Annotated in this window: 12 protein-coding genes; 4 read left to right on the top strand and 8 right to left on the bottom strand. The window is 48.1% G+C overall.

Features of this window, described 5'->3' with window-relative positions:
* The first annotated feature begins 13 nt into the window (after positions 1-13).
* Entirely contained in the window at positions 14-1702 is a 1689-nt protein-coding gene (locus tag EPD17_RS11485; protein ID WP_132054345.1) for a glycosyltransferase family 39 protein, read from the top strand.
* 372 nt (positions 1703-2074) lie between these two features.
* On the opposite strand, the gene EPD17_RS11480 is transcribed toward EPD17_RS11485, so the two are convergent.
* A complete protein-coding gene (locus EPD17_RS11480; protein ID WP_132054343.1) occupies positions 2075-3109 on the bottom strand; it encodes a UbiA prenyltransferase family protein in 1035 nt (344 codons plus the stop codon).
* A gap of 10 nt (positions 3110-3119) precedes the next feature.
* Positions 3120-3812, bottom strand: coding sequence for an HAD family hydrolase (locus tag EPD17_RS11475; RefSeq protein WP_132054341.1), 693 nt, complete (start codon positions 3810-3812; stop codon positions 3120-3122).
* 605 nt (positions 3813-4417) lie between these two features.
* On the opposite strand from EPD17_RS11475, the gene EPD17_RS11470 reads away from it, so the two are divergent.
* Both EPD17_RS11470 and EPD17_RS11465 read left to right on the top strand, forming a co-directional pair.
* Complete coding sequence (locus EPD17_RS11470) at positions 4418-6379, top strand: cytochrome-c peroxidase (RefSeq protein ID WP_132054339.1); 1962 nt, start codon at positions 4418-4420, stop codon at positions 6377-6379.
* A gap of 60 nt (positions 6380-6439) precedes the next feature.
* Positions 6440-6655, top strand: coding sequence for a hypothetical protein (locus EPD17_RS11465; protein WP_114234178.1), 216 nt, complete (start codon positions 6440-6442; stop codon positions 6653-6655).
* A 56-nt stretch (positions 6656-6711) separates the two neighbouring features.
* Here EPD17_RS11465 and adhE read toward each other — a convergent pair whose 3' ends face one another.
* Positions 6712-9360, bottom strand: a complete 2649-nt coding sequence (adhE, locus tag EPD17_RS11460) for a bifunctional acetaldehyde-CoA/alcohol dehydrogenase (RefSeq protein ID WP_132054337.1) — start codon at positions 9358-9360, stop codon at positions 6712-6714.
* A 583-nt stretch (positions 9361-9943) separates the two neighbouring features.
* On the opposite strand from adhE, the gene EPD17_RS11455 reads away from it, so the two are divergent.
* A complete protein-coding gene (locus EPD17_RS11455; protein WP_132054335.1) occupies positions 9944-10495 on the top strand; it encodes a cupin domain-containing protein in 552 nt (183 codons plus the stop codon).
* 181 nt (positions 10496-10676) lie between these two features.
* Here EPD17_RS11455 and EPD17_RS11450 read toward each other — a convergent pair whose 3' ends face one another.
* From EPD17_RS11450 to EPD17_RS11430, 5 genes are all read right to left on the bottom strand, one after another.
* Complete coding sequence (locus tag EPD17_RS11450; protein ID WP_132054333.1) at positions 10677-12119, bottom strand: TolC family protein; 1443 nt, start codon at positions 12117-12119, stop codon at positions 10677-10679.
* A 13-nt stretch (positions 12120-12132) separates the two neighbouring features.
* A complete protein-coding gene (locus tag EPD17_RS11445) occupies positions 12133-15300 on the bottom strand; it encodes an efflux RND transporter permease subunit (RefSeq protein ID WP_132054331.1) in 3168 nt (1055 codons plus the stop codon).
* 176 nt (positions 15301-15476) lie between these two features.
* Complete coding sequence (locus tag EPD17_RS11440) at positions 15477-16604, bottom strand: efflux RND transporter periplasmic adaptor subunit (RefSeq protein WP_114234443.1); 1128 nt, start codon at positions 16602-16604, stop codon at positions 15477-15479.
* 217 nt (positions 16605-16821) lie between these two features.
* The gene (locus EPD17_RS11435) at positions 16822-17232 is read right to left on the bottom strand and encodes a hypothetical protein (protein WP_114234183.1); all 411 of its coding nucleotides are present in this window, start codon (positions 17230-17232) and stop codon (positions 16822-16824) included.
* Positions 17233-17622: 390 nt separating this feature from the next.
* Positions 17623-18198 carry a DUF4142 domain-containing protein gene (locus EPD17_RS11430; protein WP_132054329.1) on the bottom strand — a complete coding sequence of 192 codons (576 nt, stop codon included), beginning with the start codon at positions 18196-18198 and terminating at the stop codon, positions 17623-17625.
* Between the last annotated feature and the right edge of the window lie 59 nt (positions 18199-18257).

Raw genomic sequence — 18257 nt, 5'->3', positions numbered from 1 at the left:
AATTGCACCAACCATGCAAGACACCCACCAACCTACGAAGAAAGCAATTTTACTTTCCCAAACTTCGCTGCCCTACCCGAACCTACCCCACCAAAAGAGCGGAAGCGGAAATTTGCTGATTTGGATATTCATTTTTTCCGGCATCTCATTGCGCCTGTTTCATTATTTCGATAATCGTTCGCTTTGGGTGGACGAAGTGTATTTGTCCAGCAGCCTGATCCGGATGAACTACCTGGAACTGATGGCGCCTGCACTTGATTATGAACAGAAAGCACCCATTGGCTTTTTATGGTTGGTACGCACTGCGGTGATGTTGTTTGGTAAAGGAGAAATGGCGTTGCGCCTGGTGCCGTTGCTTGCGGGCATTGCTTCGCTCTTCTTGTTCCTCCCGTTGTGCAGGCAGTTCCTGAAACCAATGGGTGTGGCGGTTGCGGTCGGCATTATGGCATTGGCACCACCGCTCATTTACCATTCGGTCGAAATAAAACAATACAGCATGGAGTTGCTGGCTACAGTGTTGCTGCTCCTGTTTTATGCCAAATGGCAACATCGCCACGACCTGAAAGGGCTTATAGTTTGGGGCCTTTGTGGCGCAGCAGTCGTATGGTTTTCCTATGCTTCCATTTTTATTTTGATGGGGATGGCCGGCGCTATGGCATTGCATGCTTTGCTCAACAAGCGCTGGCCGCACCTGGTGCAGGCAACAGTGCTCGGTACATTTTGGCTCGCCAGTTTTGCACTGAATTATTTTTTGTTTACCAACAAATATGCAGACTCCGAATGGCTGGTTACCTGGTTTGCGAAAGAAGGTGGGTTTATGCCGTTGCCGCCTAAAAACATGAATCACGTCAAGTGGTACGCTACCATTTTGTCCAAAGTATTTTATTACCCGATGGGCCTTTGGTGGAAAGCAACGATGGTGGACAACAGGTTGCTGCAGTTGGCATCCAAACTGCCGCTCATTCCACTGTTGGTGATCATTCCTGGTTTCATTACCGTATTCAAACAGTCGCGCCAATTGTTCTGGGTGTTGGCATTGCCGCTGCTGCTCACATTGGCTGCATCGGTTGTGAAAGTCTATCCGTTTTACGAAAGACTGCTGGTGTTCCTGGCGCCACTATTGATCCTTTTCATAGCCTATGGTGTGGTATATCTTACTGAACGATTCCGCATTTTGCAAAAGGCGCCTTACTTATTACCCATAGCCCTTTTGGCGGTTCCGGTAACGATGTCAACTGCGCAAGCTACCAACACAGCACTGTTCGGCGATTACAAAAAAGCTTACCACCGCGAAACATTGGCATATATCAACGACCGTTACCAACCGGGCGATGTGGTGTACGTGTACTGGAATGTGCAGCACACCTACCGTTATTACAAAGAAGCTTACCCGCTAAAATTTGACGCAGTGGAAGGATCCGATGTCCGTTTTATTTCCGCCGACCCGCAGGCATATTTCCGCAACCTGGGTCCTGAATTTGCTGCGTTGAAAGGCAATAAAAGAGTGTGGGTTATTTACAACAAATTTTATGACCTGAAGATTGGCGACTTTGTTGATCAGCCACCATATTACCTGCCTAATATCGGGCTGTTGAATGATCGTGGTATATACGATGCATTTAAATCGATGGGCAGAGAAGTTGATGCTTACAAAACGGTTGATGTGAATGTGTATTTATTCGACCTTTCTCGACCGAAATAATGTAGTTCGATATTTCAATGCTCCTAAATGTAAATGGTGCAGTTCGCTCTTCACCAAACCCTCGCCTATTTTAAACAACACTGAAACGAATAGCAACTGGTGAACAGATACTCTTTCAGCGCAATGAAATTATATTCCGCTCAGGAAATGACTCAATCGAGCTAATCAAATAATGAAGCAATACAAAACGCTGTGATATACTAATCGCTGTTACAAAAAATATATGGCGTTTGATTGTTCTACTTTGTAGATTAACAATCAAACGCCTTTTCGTTTTACCCAATAAAAAAAGCGGCTGGTATCTCTACCAACCGCTCGTTTTTTCCAAGTCTTTTCAGCAGCAGTTGCCGCTTAATCATTTACTGGATGTGGTTATTCATACTGGAATGATTGCTTGAGGAACCAGTTCAGTCCCGGAATATCGATGTAGATCAACAGCATCAGGATCACAATAAACGCCACCACGTACAGCATGAACCTTTTTTCGCGGTGCAGCTTTTCTGGGCCTTGTACTACTGAATCTTTGCGTAGGCCAATTTTGAGGTACCATGCAAACAGCAGTGCAAAGAAAGGGAAACTGATGAGCAGTTCAATGCGGTGTTTGATGAGGAAGATGCCGAGGAAAAAGGCCGATGTTAGTGCATAAAAGAACATCGAAATCAGCAGGCTTTCTTCAGTGTAATACTTAAATGACTTGCGGTACAGTCCTGCACGTTCCGGATCGTTGATGAAACGATACTCTGCAAAACGCTTGGTTGCCATCAGGAACGCACCACCCATCCAGTACGCCAGGATGATACTGCTCGGAGGAATGATCACCCAAGAAAAATCGCTGAGCGAACTGGGCAGAAACGCCGCTGGTACAAAGATGAACCAGCCCAGCGCCAGGCGGATCGGGTTGTTTACTGACTCGGACAGTACATCAAGATAAACCCGCTCCTTGGTACGGAACGGACGCACATTGTACATCACACCCATGAACAGCAGGAACGCTTCAATGATGAGGAACGGAAACGAAATAAAGTAAGCAAGTGAAAGTCCCATCACCACCAATGCCGCGTATTGCAGGTACACATAGGTAGGTTTCAGTTCACTTACAACCGCAGTCCGCTTGCTTTTCAGCGGATGAAAACGGTCAAATTCAGCATCCAAAAATTCGTTGATCACATAGTTGGCCGAAGCGATCATACAGGTAGATGCAACGCCGAAAATGATCTTTACCAACAGATTGAGGTCGAGTGCCGGATTGTACACAAGAAACGCAAACAACATCCCGGGAAGCATAAAGATGTTCTTAAACCAGTGGTCCAGCCGGGCAATGCGGATGTAGTCCTTGAGTTTTGCAGGCTGCAACAGCACCTGCTCTGCTACCGGCTCCACATTGTTGTGCGCTAGTGTTTGATTCATACGTAAGGTTTTATGGTTTGGTGTTTAATTGCTGCTCCAACACGGGGTAAAAAGCAGCGCTATCATCGGTTTTCGTATCAATTAGCAAATAAGGCATCCCGGCATTGCGGGCACAAAGCCCGTCTCGCTCATCACGGTCGCCAATAAACAGGCACTCATCTACAGCCACACCCATTTGCTCCGCTATATACAGCAGGCCCCTGGGGTGGGGTTTAAACTTGTCGATCTGCGGATCGGTGGAGCTAACCACAAGATCAGCAGTTAAGTTCATGGCAGCTAGTTTGTCGTGGGCTTTGTAATCCGAATAAATGGCGGTTTTGATACCCATCCGGCGCAAGCTTGTGAAAAAGCTGTTGATGCCCGGATATGCACACCTGCTGAGGTATTGATTGGGGTGCGTAAAAATCCATTTATCGGTTACCTTCCGGACAGCATCTGTGGTTACCTTTTGACCATCGGCACACCACGCGTACTGACTATTTTCCAGATCGGTGCAATCCTCAGTATTTCTATGTTCTCGTTCAGAACGGAACTTTTGTAAAATCAGTAGCTCTTTGTAGCGCCACGGCCGGAGCATGTAATACCCGAGCAGATCGCGCAACATCCATTTTCTAAGTTTGGCCTGAGCGTACAGTGTTCCGTCAACGTCAAAAATTACCAGTTTGATCTTAGACCAATTCAGTGAATGCGAGTCACCTTGCATGAAATTTTCGTAAATAGGGTGATCAGTAAAATCCGGCTATTCGGTAGGATGATTGGAAAGGCTGGATATCAATAGGATGTAGACTTAGCAGAGTGCGAATATATGGCAGGAATGCCAAAACGTCAAAGTTATCAAAATATTACCCACAGATATAAAAAGCGCTTATGCATAAACTTGAGTACGCGACCGCCTAAATACTCAGCAGTAAAGTTTCGTTTATTTAATGTTTTATATAAAAAACGAAATGAATCTAATTAGGATGCAGAAAGTTGAGATGCGCATGAGTAAACATTATTTAGAAAAATCTACTTGTAGAAACTGAATTGAAATTGTGCCATCAACCTGCGCCAACGGTGTTTAGAAGAAAACTTGTATAAGCTTCAAATTGCAATGCCCCATTCGTTGCAGCGCTTTTAATTGCAAAATAAAGACACTATTTTAACTGAGGCATTTTCGACCACACGAAGTTCGCAAGCTACTCAATCGGTTTTGCTAAGTCTTTTTTTAAATGAACCACTAATCGGGAAATACAAGGGAACACACACAACAACACTGCATCGAACTGCCAACGACGTACTTATTTGCTCCATTTTAAACAATACACCATGCGGGTAAATAAACCCTGGCTGCTGCTATTAATCCTTGTTGGTTGCATTGCAATGGTCGCTATCACATCAGGCCGGCCGGAACAAAAGCTGCAGCTGACGGTCGCCAATATTAAGCAGCAATATGCTACCGCCATCCACCAATTCGATTCTGCGTTGGTGCACTATCCCTCTTATTATTTGGACAGCAGTTATGCGGTGCGCCGAGCAAAGTTTGACGACCTAATCTATCGATTCAAAAAGGTCGAGTGGTTGGTGGCATATCTTGATCCCGACTCGGTGTACCACACTTTTCTAAAACCGGCGCAGTTCGAACAGCGTGATTGGGGCCCGCCCTTACCCGACAACTGGATCTGGCTGGGGCCTTTTGGTGTTGATCCCGATAGTGTGCTGCGCAAAAGAAGCGGAGAGGATTCGCTGCTGGAAAAAAACTTGATCAAACGTTCCGCAGACGGCATGCGCAAAATTTTGCAGCATGGGGGTTATGAGCAAAAAATTACCGCAATGACCGATGCGGAAATCTTTGATGCACTCCGTTTGCAAATGATCCGCATCAGCACCATGGGCATCGGCAACGGCGACTTTGTGGTGGATGAAGCCTGGCGGCCGGCATTTACCGGCGCTTTTCACGCCTGGGCCGATGTGGCGGGGCAATTTGCTGCAACCTTACCTAAGGAGCATGAAGCATTGCGACAATCCATTCAGCAGAACCTGGCTGATGGCAATTTACTTTTAGGCAACATTCAAGATGATCATAGCTTTAATCGGATGGCGTTTTTACAAAAACACCTCCTGCCACTTTCCGGCTATTTGCAGCAAATGCAGGCCATTTTGAATATCCCGGTTGTAAACAAATCGCGGGCTGTTTATCCCACTGCCAAACATATTTACGACGCCAACATTTTCAATGCGGATTATTTTGCGCCGGCCGAAGCGGCTTACTTTTCAAAAGAAAAAGCCGAACTGGGCAAGCTGCTTTTTTTCGATCCTATTTTATCCGACAACAACGAACGGGCCTGCGCATCTTGTCACAAACCGGAACTGGCATTTACCGATGGCATGGCTAAAAGCGTTCGGTTTGATCGCGGCGACCTGCCGCGCAATGCACCGACCGTGATCAACTCCTGTTTTCAAAAACTGCAGTTTTGGGATTTGCGGGCCACATCTTTGGAAGACCAACTTGATTCGGTAGTCAACAGCGCCGATGAAATGCACAGCAATTTCGACCTGGTAGCAAAGCGGCTTAATAGTAGCAAAGAATACCGTTCGCTATTCCAGTCGGCATTCCCCGAAACAGCGCAAACCGGCATTCAGCGGCAACATATTAAAATGGCCATCGCGGTGTATGAACGCCAACTAACCGGATTGAATAGCCGATTTGACCAGTATATGCGTGGCGACGGTGCACAAATGAACGAGGATGAGATAGCAGGATTTAATTTATTTATGGGCAAAGCCAAGTGTGGCTCATGCCATTATGCACCGCTGTTCAATGGCGCCATACCGCCCTACTTCGATTACACCGACCATCGTTCCATTGGCGTGCCGCTCAAAGACACCATGGATATATTCCAGGTAGATCCCGACACTGGTTTTTCGAAGCTCAATCAAAACCCGTTTTTTCATTTTTCTTTTAAAATTCCTACAGTTCGCAATGCCGCAGTGACGGCGCCGTACATGCACAACGGTGTGTATCGAACACTGGAGCAAGTTGTAAATTTTTATGATCATGCCGGGGGCAACGAGTTTGCAACTGCCATGCGTCCTGGCATGAAAGGCCTTCCCTTTTTCATGATTTTACCAATTAAACTGAACCTTACCGACTTGGAGAAAAAACAGGTGGTTCTTTTTTTACACACATTGACCGATACCACTGCAGCGCAAAATATTCCAACGCGGTTGCCCAAACTGGAAGGAAAGTATGCAGCACTAAATAAGCGCAAACTGGGTGGCATTTATTGAAGTGTGCGCGACAAAAAGCATAGGCGAGGTTTTTGCAATTAGCTGTGTAAACGAATATTTATGGACCACAATAATCGCGAAGATCAAACGCCTCAAGCCGACCGCAATAACCCTATTATTCAATCTGAAAGCAGGCAGGAACAAACCGACCCGCAGATGACAGAATTAAAGGGGTTTGTTGACAGCGACAAAGATTTGGAGCCCACCCTTACCGACGGCACGAAGGCGCCTGAAAAAGCGCAGCAGGAGCGAAAAGAAAACGATGAAATACGGTAAAAAAAATCCCGACGCTCACCCAGCGCCGGGATTACCGAATCTACAATAGAAAAACACTATACTGCTGCTAATTCAGCTTCTTCCTGAAGGACGACCACTTCGGTGGGTGCCGGCACTTTCGGTCTGCCTTCAAAGGCGTTTATATATAGTTGCTTCAGCTCCGAAATAAGCGGGTAGCGAGGGTTTGAGCCGGTGCACTGATCGTCGAATGCCTGCTCCGACATGGTGTCGAGGGTTGCATAAAACTGTTCGCGGTTGAGGCCGTATTCCCTGATGCTGCTGGGTATGCCCACTTTGCGTTTCAGTTCTTCAACAGCTTCGATCAACAGTTCTATTTTTTCATCCTCGGTGGTGCCACCCAGGTTCAGGTAATCGGCAATGCGTGCATAGCGCCATTTTGCATTGGGATATTTGTATTGTGGAAATGCGGCTTGTTTGCGCGGGTTGTCCACCGCATTGAACCGGATCACTTCCGAGATGAGCATGCCATTGGCCACGCCATGCGCCACGTGGTGTGTTGCACCCAATTTGTGCGCCAGCGAGTGGCAAATACCTAGGAACGCATTTGCGAACGCCATACCCGCAATAGATGCGGCATGCGCCATTTTTTCCCGCGCCTTAATGTTGGTGCCACCCTCGGTGTAGCAAAGCGGCAGGTATTTGAACGTAAGACGAATAGCTTCCAGCGCCAGCCCATTGGTAAACTCTGATGCCAGCACCGAAACATAAGCTTCCAATGCATGGGTGAGTGTATCGATGCCCGATGCGGCAGTAAGACTGCGCGGCATTTTCATCATCAACTCCGCATCCACTATGGCGATATCCGGTGTTAGCTCATAATCGGCCAGTGGGTATTTAATACCGGTTTTTTCGTCGGTAATTACGGCAAAAGGCGTTACCTCCGATCCGGTACCAGCCGAAGTTGGAATGGCTACAAACAAAGCCTTCTCTCCCGTTTTCGGGAATGTATACACCCGTTTGCGAATATCCATAAACCGCATGGCCAGATCTTCAAAGCGCTCCTGCGGATGTTCGTACAGCACCCACATAATTTTGGCTGCATCCATCGGCGAACCGCCACCCAATGCAATGACCGTGTCGGGTTGGTAGGCTGTCATTTCCTCAGCGCCTTTGCGGGCACAGGCCAATGTTGGATCGGGTTCAACGTCGAAGAACACACGCAAATCAATACCGAGTTCTTCAATCACTTTTACAACCGGGTCGATGAATCCTAAATCATACAACACTTTATCGGTTACGATAAACACTTTTTTGCGGCCCAATTCTTTCAGTTCGCGAAGTGCAACCGGCAGGCAGCCGTATTTGAAATAAGTTTTCTCTGGTACACGGAACCACAACATATTTTCTCTTCTGTTGGCCACGCTTTTAATATTGAGCAGGTGTTTTACCCCAACGTTTTCCGACACCGAATTGCCGCCCCATGAGCCGCAGCCAAGGGTAAGCGATGGGGATAATTTAAAATTGAAAATGTCACCGATAGCGCCTTGCGATGAAGGCATGTTGATGATGGTGCGGCCTGTTTTCATGGCTGCGCCAAAACGTGCAACGCGGTCGCTGGAAACAACCGGGTCGGTGTACAGCACAGATGTGTGTCCAAAGCCGCCCAACTCCACCAGGCGCATGGCTTTGTCCAGGGCTTCATCAAAATCAGCGGCGCGATACATGGCCAAAATGGTAGAAAGCTTTTCATGTGAAAACGGCTCTTCCAGCTCCACGGATTCCACTTCGCCAATTAACACTTTAGTTTCTTCCGGCACGGAGAAACCTGCTAGCGCAGCGATCTTTGCCGCCGACTGTCCCACAATGGCCGCATTAAGCACACCATTGTTCAAGATGATAGCGCGGACTTTGTCCGTTTCGGCCGCATTTAAAATGTAGGCACCGCGATCCAAAAACTCTTGCCGTACGGTTACGTAAACGGAGTCCACAACAATCACCGATTGTTCCGAAGCACAGATCATTCCATTGTCAAAAGTTTTGGAAAGCAGCACAGAGTTCACCGCCATTTTCAGGTGCGCCGTTTCATCTATAATGGCTGGCGTGTTGCCGGCACCAACACCAATAGCTGGCTTGCCCGATGAGTAAGCGGCTTTCACCATGCCCGGTCCGCCCGTTGCCAAAATAAGATCGGCTTTAGCCATCACAACTTGCGACAATTCAACAGAAGGCTCGTCAATCCAGTCGATGATGCCTTCCGGAGCACCGGCTCCCACTGCTGCATCCAGCACAATTTTAGCAGCCGCAATGGTGGCACCTTTTGCCCTTGGGTGTGGCGAAAAGATAATACCGTTGCGGGTTTTAAGCGCGATCAGTGCTTTAAAAATAGCGGTGGATGTGGGGTTGGTCGTTGGTACCACCGCAGCAACTACACCAATCGGTTCGGCAATTTTGGTAATACCAAATGCTTCATCAGTTTCAATAATGCCGCAGGTCTTTTCGGATTTATATTGGTTGTAAATGTATTCCGATGCAAAGTGGTTCTTGATCACCTTATCTTCAACCAGGCCCATGCCCGTTTCTTCAACCGCCAGCTTGGCCAGGTAAATCCGGTTGTTGTTGGCCGCTATAGCGGCTGCACGAAAAATTTCATCCACCTGTTCTTGCGTGTACGTGGAAAATTTTTTCTGGGCCTCCCTGATCCGGTCTATCTTTTTTAGAAGCCTGTCAACGTTTGATTCTTTCATGATGTTTGTTTTAGCCGGGCCGCGACAAGGCTACCTATGCCCCGCCCGAAAATGGAAATCGGAAAATTGTTTGTTTGAAGTATTGCTGGCAAGCAAGTGAAAGAAAAGTGGTGCAAAACGAACACGAGGACCAAGATGCAGGCTACAGGTTATTGACTTGTTTTGTACCCTTTTGTTATTGCAATATAGCCGTGCAAAATGCAGTTATAACTGAGTAAGGTAAAAGCATTAAATGATTGTAATCAGGGTAGTGAATAATTGCATTTGAGCAAGCCATCACAATGTCCAAACATTGATGCAGCCTACATTTCAGCGCTATTAGTTATAACTAATGCAAGGCGAATAACTTTCGTTGTTTATCATTGTAGATTGCAAGCACTCGATGTTACGGCATCGTGTTTTTGTAGCAAATAAATGGGTTGATAACAGAATAATTCCGTTTATCATTTTACTATGCTAACTCCGCCTATTTTGTTACAAATTAGAATTCGAAAAAGAAAATGCAGCAAACCGATGAGTGCAGAATAACATTACTCGTCGCCTAGGCATTTGCATTTTTATTTCGCAACAGCAACCAACAACCATGGCATATCCTAACAAGGTTATTTACAATCCTGCCATCAAACAAAAGATCAGGTTTGTACAAACAGGTAGCGAAACCGGTGGCGCGTTGCTCCACATGATCGCAACATACAGTGCGGCCTCCACCAGGCCGGCACCGCACTACCACCCGCAGCAGGACGAAGAGTTTTGTGTTATTTCCGGCGAACTGACCATTGAAATAGCTGGTGTACGGCAACCAGTTAAACAGGGAGCAACTGTGTATATTCCGCGGAACACGGTACATGCCATGTGGAATGAATCTGATGGCGAAACCATCATGCAATGGAAGGTGATGCCGGCTATGAATACGGAACACTTGCTGGAAACGCTGACCGGGCTTGCGGTTGATGGCAAAACCAACCGTTCAGGTGTGCCGCCATTATTGCAAGTGGCACTTATCGCCAAAAAATTTGCTCCAGTGTTTCGTTTGGCAAAACCATCATTTGCTTTGCAAAGAGCTGTTTTTGCAATCCTGGCGCCACTATCCTATTTCCTGGGTTACCGGCCTATTTATAAAAAATACGTTGATTAAAACATAGTGGTCGGGTAACTAAATTTCTTCGGTTCTTCTATTCAAGTTTGCTGTAAAATATATTTCGGCAAAAGCATGTGGTTTCAATTTGCATTGAAAAAATTAGCTGAATATTTTTACAAGTGCAAAAAAAATCCCGGGCCATAAAGACCCGGGAAACATACCACAAATAACAACCCACTTATTGCCAGCCGCCCCCCAGCGACCGGTACAACTCAATCACAGACAAAAATATATCTCTACGGGTATTGACCAATTCCAGTTCTGCATCAATGACGCTGCGCTGCGCTGTGATCACCTCAAGATAAGATGCACGCCCCGACAGGTACAGGTCGTTGGCCGTAACAACCGCATTTTCTAACACCGTTGTTTCTTCTTCTTTAAACGCAAATTTCTGATCCAGGTTTTTAATAGCGTTCAGCGTTGTTACCACTTCAGTAAAAGCGGTGTACGTTGTTTTATAATATTGTTGCAACGACTCTTTCCTTGCCGCATCTGCCCGGTTGTAATCGGCTTTAATGCCTGCACGATTAATGACTGGTGCAGCCAAACCACCTACTACACCGGCCGCCAGCGATGCAGGATCAAACAAGCGTGCGGCGCTGAACGAATTGAATCCGACATACGGCGTTAGGGTAAGTGCTGGTAAAAATGCTTTTCGTGCAGCAGACACATCGGCTTCCAGTGCCCGCAATTCCAGTTCGGCCTGGCTGATGTCGGGCCGGCGCAAGAGTAAATCCGAAGGCACGCCTGCAGCCACCATTTGCGGCATCTTCTGCTGCATCAGGTCGTTGCCGCGTTGCACCGTTTGCGGCAAACGGCCGCACAACAGGTTTAAATTATTCTCTACTTCGGTTATGCGTTGCCGTAATACGGCATCCAGCGAACGGGTATTAAGCAGTTGCGCCCTGAATTGCTGCACCGCTAGTTCGGTTGCCCGGCCACCTTCTTTTTGCGCTTCTACAATTTCCACGGCTCGTTCCTGCAGCTGCATATTTTTGCGCAAAATCTCCCGCTGGTTGTCCAGCGCCAACAGCTCGTAGTAATGATTCGCCACTTCGGCTACCAGCACAGTACGCACAAACTGCACGCCCCGCTGCGATTGCAACACCCGAAGCGATGCCGCTTCTTTCAGGTTCCGCAAACGGCCCCAGATATCTAACTCCCAACTGCTGCGCAGTCCAAGAAAAAAATCAGGCGTAAACGGGTTTGGAATCTTGCGCTTGTCGTCAATATTGGGCGAAAGGTTGGTATCGAAGTTACCCACACCATTTAGCGTGTAGCGGCCCCAGCGATCGCCGCCGCCGGCGGCGCCTACCGATACTTGCGGACGCAGTGCACCACCGGCTTGCAGCAAGCTTGCACGGGCCATTTCTACCCGCTGCAGTGCCGAAAGCAGATCCCAGTTGTTGCGCAGTGCCGTATCAATCAATTGCTGCAGGTTAGCATCGGCAAACAATTGTTTGTACGACAACTGCGCCATGCTGGCCGAATCCTGCCCGCCTGTAAAGGTTTGTGGCAAAGCCACCGGTTCGGTTGGCTGCAGCTCTTTCATTGGAGCGCAGCCGGTAATGGTGGCTGCTGCCAAACCAACCAGCGCAGCCGACCATATTTTATATTGCATCAACTTCAATTTTTTATACGTTTTCATTAATTAAAACGGGTTCTTCAGTTTCCACCGGTTTTGTTTTTCGCTTCGCTTTTTTCTGGCCAATGCTTTCAAACAACACATACAAACCGGGGATTACAATCAAACCGAAAATGGTACCGGTAAGCATGCCGCCGGCCGCAGCCGTACCAATAGAACGGTTACCCATTGCACCCGCACCAGAAGCGATGACTAGCGGAATAAGACCCGCAATAAAGGCAAAGGAGGTCATCAAAATGGGACGCAAACGCGACACGGAACCTTCAATGGCTGCCTTTAAAATGGAGGCGCCTTCCTTGCGCCGCTGGATGGCAAACTCCACGATGAGGATGGCGTTTTTACCCAACAAACCAATCAACATAACCAGTGCCACTTGCGCATAAATGTTGTTTTCCAAGCCCATCATTTTCAAAAACAGAAACGCACCAAAAATGCCGGTAGGTAGAGAAAGCAACACCGCCAGCGGCAGCTTAAAGCTTTCGTATTGTGCGGCCAAAAGCAGGTACACAAACACCAAACAAATGGCAAAAATGTAAATGGCCTGGTTGCCCGAAATGATCTGTTCGCGGGTCATGCCCGACCACTCGTAGTCGAAGCCGCGGGGCAGCACTTCGGCAGCTACACGTTCCACTGCTTCAATGGCCTGGCCCGAACTATAGCCTGGTGCAGCATCGCCGGTGATCATGGCCGAAGTGTACATGTTGTATCGCGTCAGTTGCTCTGGGCCATACACCCGTTCCAATTTTATGAAAGTGGAAAACGGCACCATTTCGCCCTGATTGTTTTTTACAAACAACTTCAACAGGTCTTCAGGTTTGCCACGGTATTCCGGCGAAGCCTGCAGCATCACTTTATACATCTGTCCAAAGCGGATAAAGTTGGAAGCGTAATAGCTACCCAAGAGGGTTTGCAACGTAGACATTGCATTGTCCACCGTCACGCCTTTTTTCGCCGCCATTTCCTGGTCCACATGAATCATGTATTGCGGGAAGTTTGGATCGAACGAAGAGAAGGCACCGTCCACCTCCGGTGTTTGGTTGATGGCTTCAATAAACTTGTTATTGATCTCTGCGGTCTTTTGCAGGTCGCCGCTGCCGGTCTTGTCCAGCACCCGCACTTCGAAACCGCTGGCGTTACCAAAACCCGGGACCGTTGGCGGCGGGAAAAACTGGATGCTCGCATCCGATATATGCCTTGTTTTAGCCTCCAGCTCACGGATCACTTCCATCACACCTTGTTCGCGATCGTCCCACGGTTTCAGGTTAATCATGCCCATGCCGTAAGAGGCACCCGGCACATCGTTCACCAGGCTGTAGCCCGCCAGCGTAGACACGGACTCCACCGATGTCATATCCTTTGTGGCGGCCTGGATAGCGTCCATCACTTTTTCAGTACGCTCCACTGTAGCACCGGCCGGCGTGGTTACGTTTACATAAATCATCCCCTGGTCTTCGGTAGGGATAAAGCCCGACGGCAATATTTTGGAAATGCCCCAGGTTGCCACAAAAAAGAATGCGAGCAGCCCCAACGTCACCGCCCTGCGGCCGGCAATGCTTTTTACCAGGTGCGCATATTTGTTTTCGGTTTTGCTATAGCCCGAGTTGAAGCCATCGAAAAATCGTTGCAGTCCCCGCTTCTTCACCGGCGCATGATTATTCTTCAGCATGAGGGCACAAAGGGCGGGTGTAAGCGTTACGGCGTTGATACCCGAGATGACGATGGATATAGCCATGGTCAAGGAGAACTGGCGGTAGAAAATACCAACTGGACCATCCATAAATGCCACGGGCACAAATACCGCCGACATCACCAGCGTGATGGCAACAATGGCGCCGCTGATCTCTTTCATCGCCGCCATGGTGGCTTCCATTGGCGGCATTCCAAACTCCGTCATTTTTACGTGCACTGCTTCCACTACCACAATGGCGTTATCCACCACAATACCAATAGCCAGTACCAATGCAAACAGGGTAAGCAGGTTGATGGAAAACCCGAGCATTTGCATGAAAAACAGCGTACCTACCAGCGCCACCGGTACCGCCAACGCCGGAATCAAGGTGGAGCGGAAATCCTGCAGGAACAGGAACACCACGAGGAACACAAGGATAAATGCTTCGATCAGCGTTTTCAATACTTCGCTGATAGAGGCATCCAAAAACCGCGATACGTCGTAGTTTACGTTGTACGTCATGCCCGGAGGAAAAGATGATTCCTTCAGTTCGGCCATGCGGCTTTTTACATTGGCAATCACCTCCCGCGCATTGGAGCCCGGCCGTTGCTTCATCATGATCGATGCAGAAGGGCGACCGTCTGTTTTGGATACCATCGCATAACTCAACGATCCAAATTCCACGTCGGCAATGTCTTTTAACTGCAATACGGATCCATCATCATTTGCCCGCACCACGATGTTGCCGTATTGATCGGGCTCGAAAAATTTACCCGTATACCGCAACACGTATTGCAGCATCTGCGGGTTTTTGTCGGAGCTTTCACCGGTTTTACCCGGTGCTGCTTCGATGTTTTGTGCACGGATCGCATTTACGATTTCATCGGCCGAAACGTTGTAGGCCATCATTCGGTCGGGCTTCAGCCATACCCGCATGGAGTAGTCTTTTGCACCCATGATCTCGGCAAAACCAACGCCTTCAATACGCTTCAACTCCTGCAGGATATTGATGTCGGTAAAGTTGTATACAAACTTTTCATCGGCTGCAGGGTCGTCGCTCATGATGTTAAGGTACATGAGCATTGAGTTGACTTCCTTTTCGGTAGTTACACCCGCCTTGATTACCTCTTCGGGCAATTCGTCGAGGATGGTGGAAACGCGGTTCTGCACGTTCACAGCAGCCTGGTCGGGGTCGATGCCGGCTTTAAAAAACACCTGTATCAGCGTCGTACCGTTGTTACTGGTAACCGACTGCATATAGGTCATGCCCGGCACACCGTTGATGGCCCGCTCCAGCGGCGTGGCCACGGCTTTGGCACACACCTCCGCGTTGGCGCCGGTGTATTTGGCCGTTACCGTTACCGATGGCGGCACGATATCGGGAAACTGCGTGATGGGCAGCGAAAAAAGCGCCAGCACCCCCAGCAACGTAATGAAGAGGGAAATGACCAGCGATAAGATTGGCCGTTTAATAAATATGTCGAACATGGTAAAAGTTTAGCTGTAAGCCAATAGCATAAGGCTTTTGACTTTTGTGGCAACACAAAGCAGCCACCGAAATTGTATATCTGCGAAATGGGCGTCAGGCGCCACCAAACTCCAAAGACAGTTGCAGCATTTCTTTGTGCCACTTTTTGCCTTTGTACCTTAGTGGTTCAAAACTCTTAGAACGCCTGTGCAATTTTATCCTGTGCCACGGGCTGCGGAATGATCTCCATGCCATCGCGGAGGCTTTGCACACCTTCGTACACAATGCGTTCGCCGGGCTGCAAACCAGACTGCACGATGTAGTAATGCGATAGACGCGTTTTAGGCGTGAAGCTTTTCATCTTCACCTTGTTCTGCTTGTCCACCACGTACACGTAGTTTTTGTCCTGGATTTCAAACACGGCTTTTTGCGGCAGCATCAGTGCACCTTCAACAGCAGTTTCCAATGCTATTTTGCCTGTAGCGCCGTGCTTCAGCAGGTTCTGCGGGTTAGGAAATTTGGCGCGGAATGCAATCGACCCGGTGCTGCCGTCAAACTCGGAAGCAATGGTTTCAATTTCGCCATCGTGTGGATAGGTTTTGCCATTGGCAAGCGTCAGCTCCACGGTGTTGCTGTGGCTTTTGTTGGCTTCTTTTGCCTGCAGATAATTTAGGTACTCGTCCTCGGAAATATGGAAATAAGTATAAACAGAATTGATATCGGAAACCGTCGTGAGCAGCGAACCTTCTTCAAGCAGGCTGCCGGTTTTTAAGGGAATGCGGTTGATGATGCCGCTGAACGGTGCCCGCACCGCAGTGTACGACAAGCGGTTTTGCGCATCGGAAAGCACCGAGCGGGCTTCCGCAATTTTTGCCTGCTGCGCGGCCAGTTTGGCTTTTGCCAGGTCTAGGTCAGAAGGCGTTACCACTTTTTTATCAACCAAAATCTTTACCCGCTCCAGCTCTACTTCCGCGGTCTTTGCTTCTGCCAAAGCATTGCTCAGGCTGGCCTGTGCCCGGGTTACTGCTGTGCGGTATTCGGTGCTGTTGAGCACAAAAAGCGTTTGGCCCGCTTTTACATACTGGCCTTCGTCTACCAGAATTTTATCCAGAAAACCGGTTATGCGGTTGCGGATCTCTACATTCTTTTGTGCCTGGATTTCTGCCACGTACTCTTGGTGCAGCAGGGTGTCTTTTACTACAATCTCCGTTACGGGCAGGCGGGGCAATTCGGCGGTTTGGTCGGTCTGGCTGTTTACCGAACAGGAAGCAGCACCTAACAAACCTATGGCAGCGACGGCTAAAAATATATTATTCGACTTCATGATTTCATTTGATTGTTCAACAAGGGAAATAAGCGAACCTGGGCATACAAGTGCCTGCAGGCCATCAGCATGTGCACTGCTGCGAGCCGCGCATTTTATTTAGTACAATGCATGTAGATGCCAATGGACTAGCTCCATTTGCGGCATAACGTGCAAGCACAAATGCAATGAATGCTACCGGTGCAGTGCCGGAAATAAAGGGGGAGAAATCAAGACATTAAAACGGGCAAAGCCTGAAGAGAAAGACGTAATAACGCGGCTTTGCGTGCCAGATCTCATCTGGCGCTGGTTCGTGGTCGGGGTCGGTTGCCGACTCGTGGTTGTTGAGGGTGAAGCCCCGGCTCAGGCCTTTGCGCAAATACTGGCTGGCGCAGGCATTGCGCACCACAAAACGGGATTTCTTTTTCCGCTCAAATGTGGCGTGCACCCACTTTACTTCGTGTTCTTCCAGCTCTTCGATAAGCGAATGGGGACCAATAGCTTTAGGGAAATGAACCCGCTCAATAGGCGCAAACAAACGGGCTTTAGATGATGCTTTTTTGCTTTTAGCAACACCGGCAGAGGCCTGTACAAACAGCAAGAGCACCAGTGGTGCCAGCAGGAAAAGTTTTTTGTATATGCTTTTCATTTTTGTACAGCAGAGATTGCCGGTTAAAAGATCGGGGTTCGCCGCAAAATTAAACAATCTATCTAATCAAACACCCGAAGCATTGAAAGGTTTTTAACATGGAAGCCCTATTCACGCTGTTTCCTGTTGGCTGTGCTTGTTTTTCAATAAGGCACATCCATATATCTTAACGAATAATTATTGATCGCACTAGGAAAATACTTTAGAAAACATCGACATGGACAACACAACAGTATGCATAACCGCAATTAAAAACAGAAAAACATATCAAAGGTTGTACTGAAAAATTTGAAAGCTTTATTACAATTGAAATGATTTTACCGACGGCTATTTCACTAAAAACTAAACGCCTGCAGATGCAGGCGTTTAGTTTTTAGTGCTTCTATTTGATTATTTAAGACCACCGTTGATTGCCTGGGCAGAATCCAGGTGCATGCGCAGGTGCGGCAGGTGTTGCGTTGCAAAACCTTTCAGGTCAGCGTTGGTCAAACCGGTAGAGGCGTTTTGAAACAGGTTCACAGCTTCCTGGTGGTTGTTCACTTGAAGGTCCATATAAGCCTTGTCGAAATCTTTGCCTTTTTTGCCTTGCAGGCCATCGAGCATGGTTTTATGTTTGGGCATCAGGTCGGCCGGAAGGGTCACGTTTTTACCCATCACAATTGATTTCAATTGGTCGGATGTTGCGCCATGGTCGCGGATAAGCGTGGTAGCAAACGACTTTACCCGTTCACTGGATGCATTTTGCATGGCCATATTTGATGATTGAATCTCAAGCATGTCGCTGCTGGCAGCCGTCATAGCAAAATCCTGATCGGCGGCACTCATCGCTGTAGCGGCGGATGACGTATCGGACATCGTTGTTTCGCCAGTCGTGATGTTATCGCCCTCTTTCTTATCGTTGTTGCCACAGGCCCACAAAAACGTGGTTCCTGCAATCAGGGCGGCTGCAAAAGTCTTTTTATTCATAATTGAGGTTTTGTAGTAGGTGATATTAAAATTTTATGCCAGTAAAATCTGTCGCGCTT

This window comes from Pseudocnuella soli (assembly GCF_004347775.1).
Classification (GTDB): domain Bacteria; phylum Bacteroidota; class Bacteroidia; order Chitinophagales; family Chitinophagaceae; genus Flavisolibacter; species Flavisolibacter aquaticus.
Note: the sequence above shows the minus strand (reverse complement) of the source record. Positions and strands in the feature narration are given on the sequence as shown.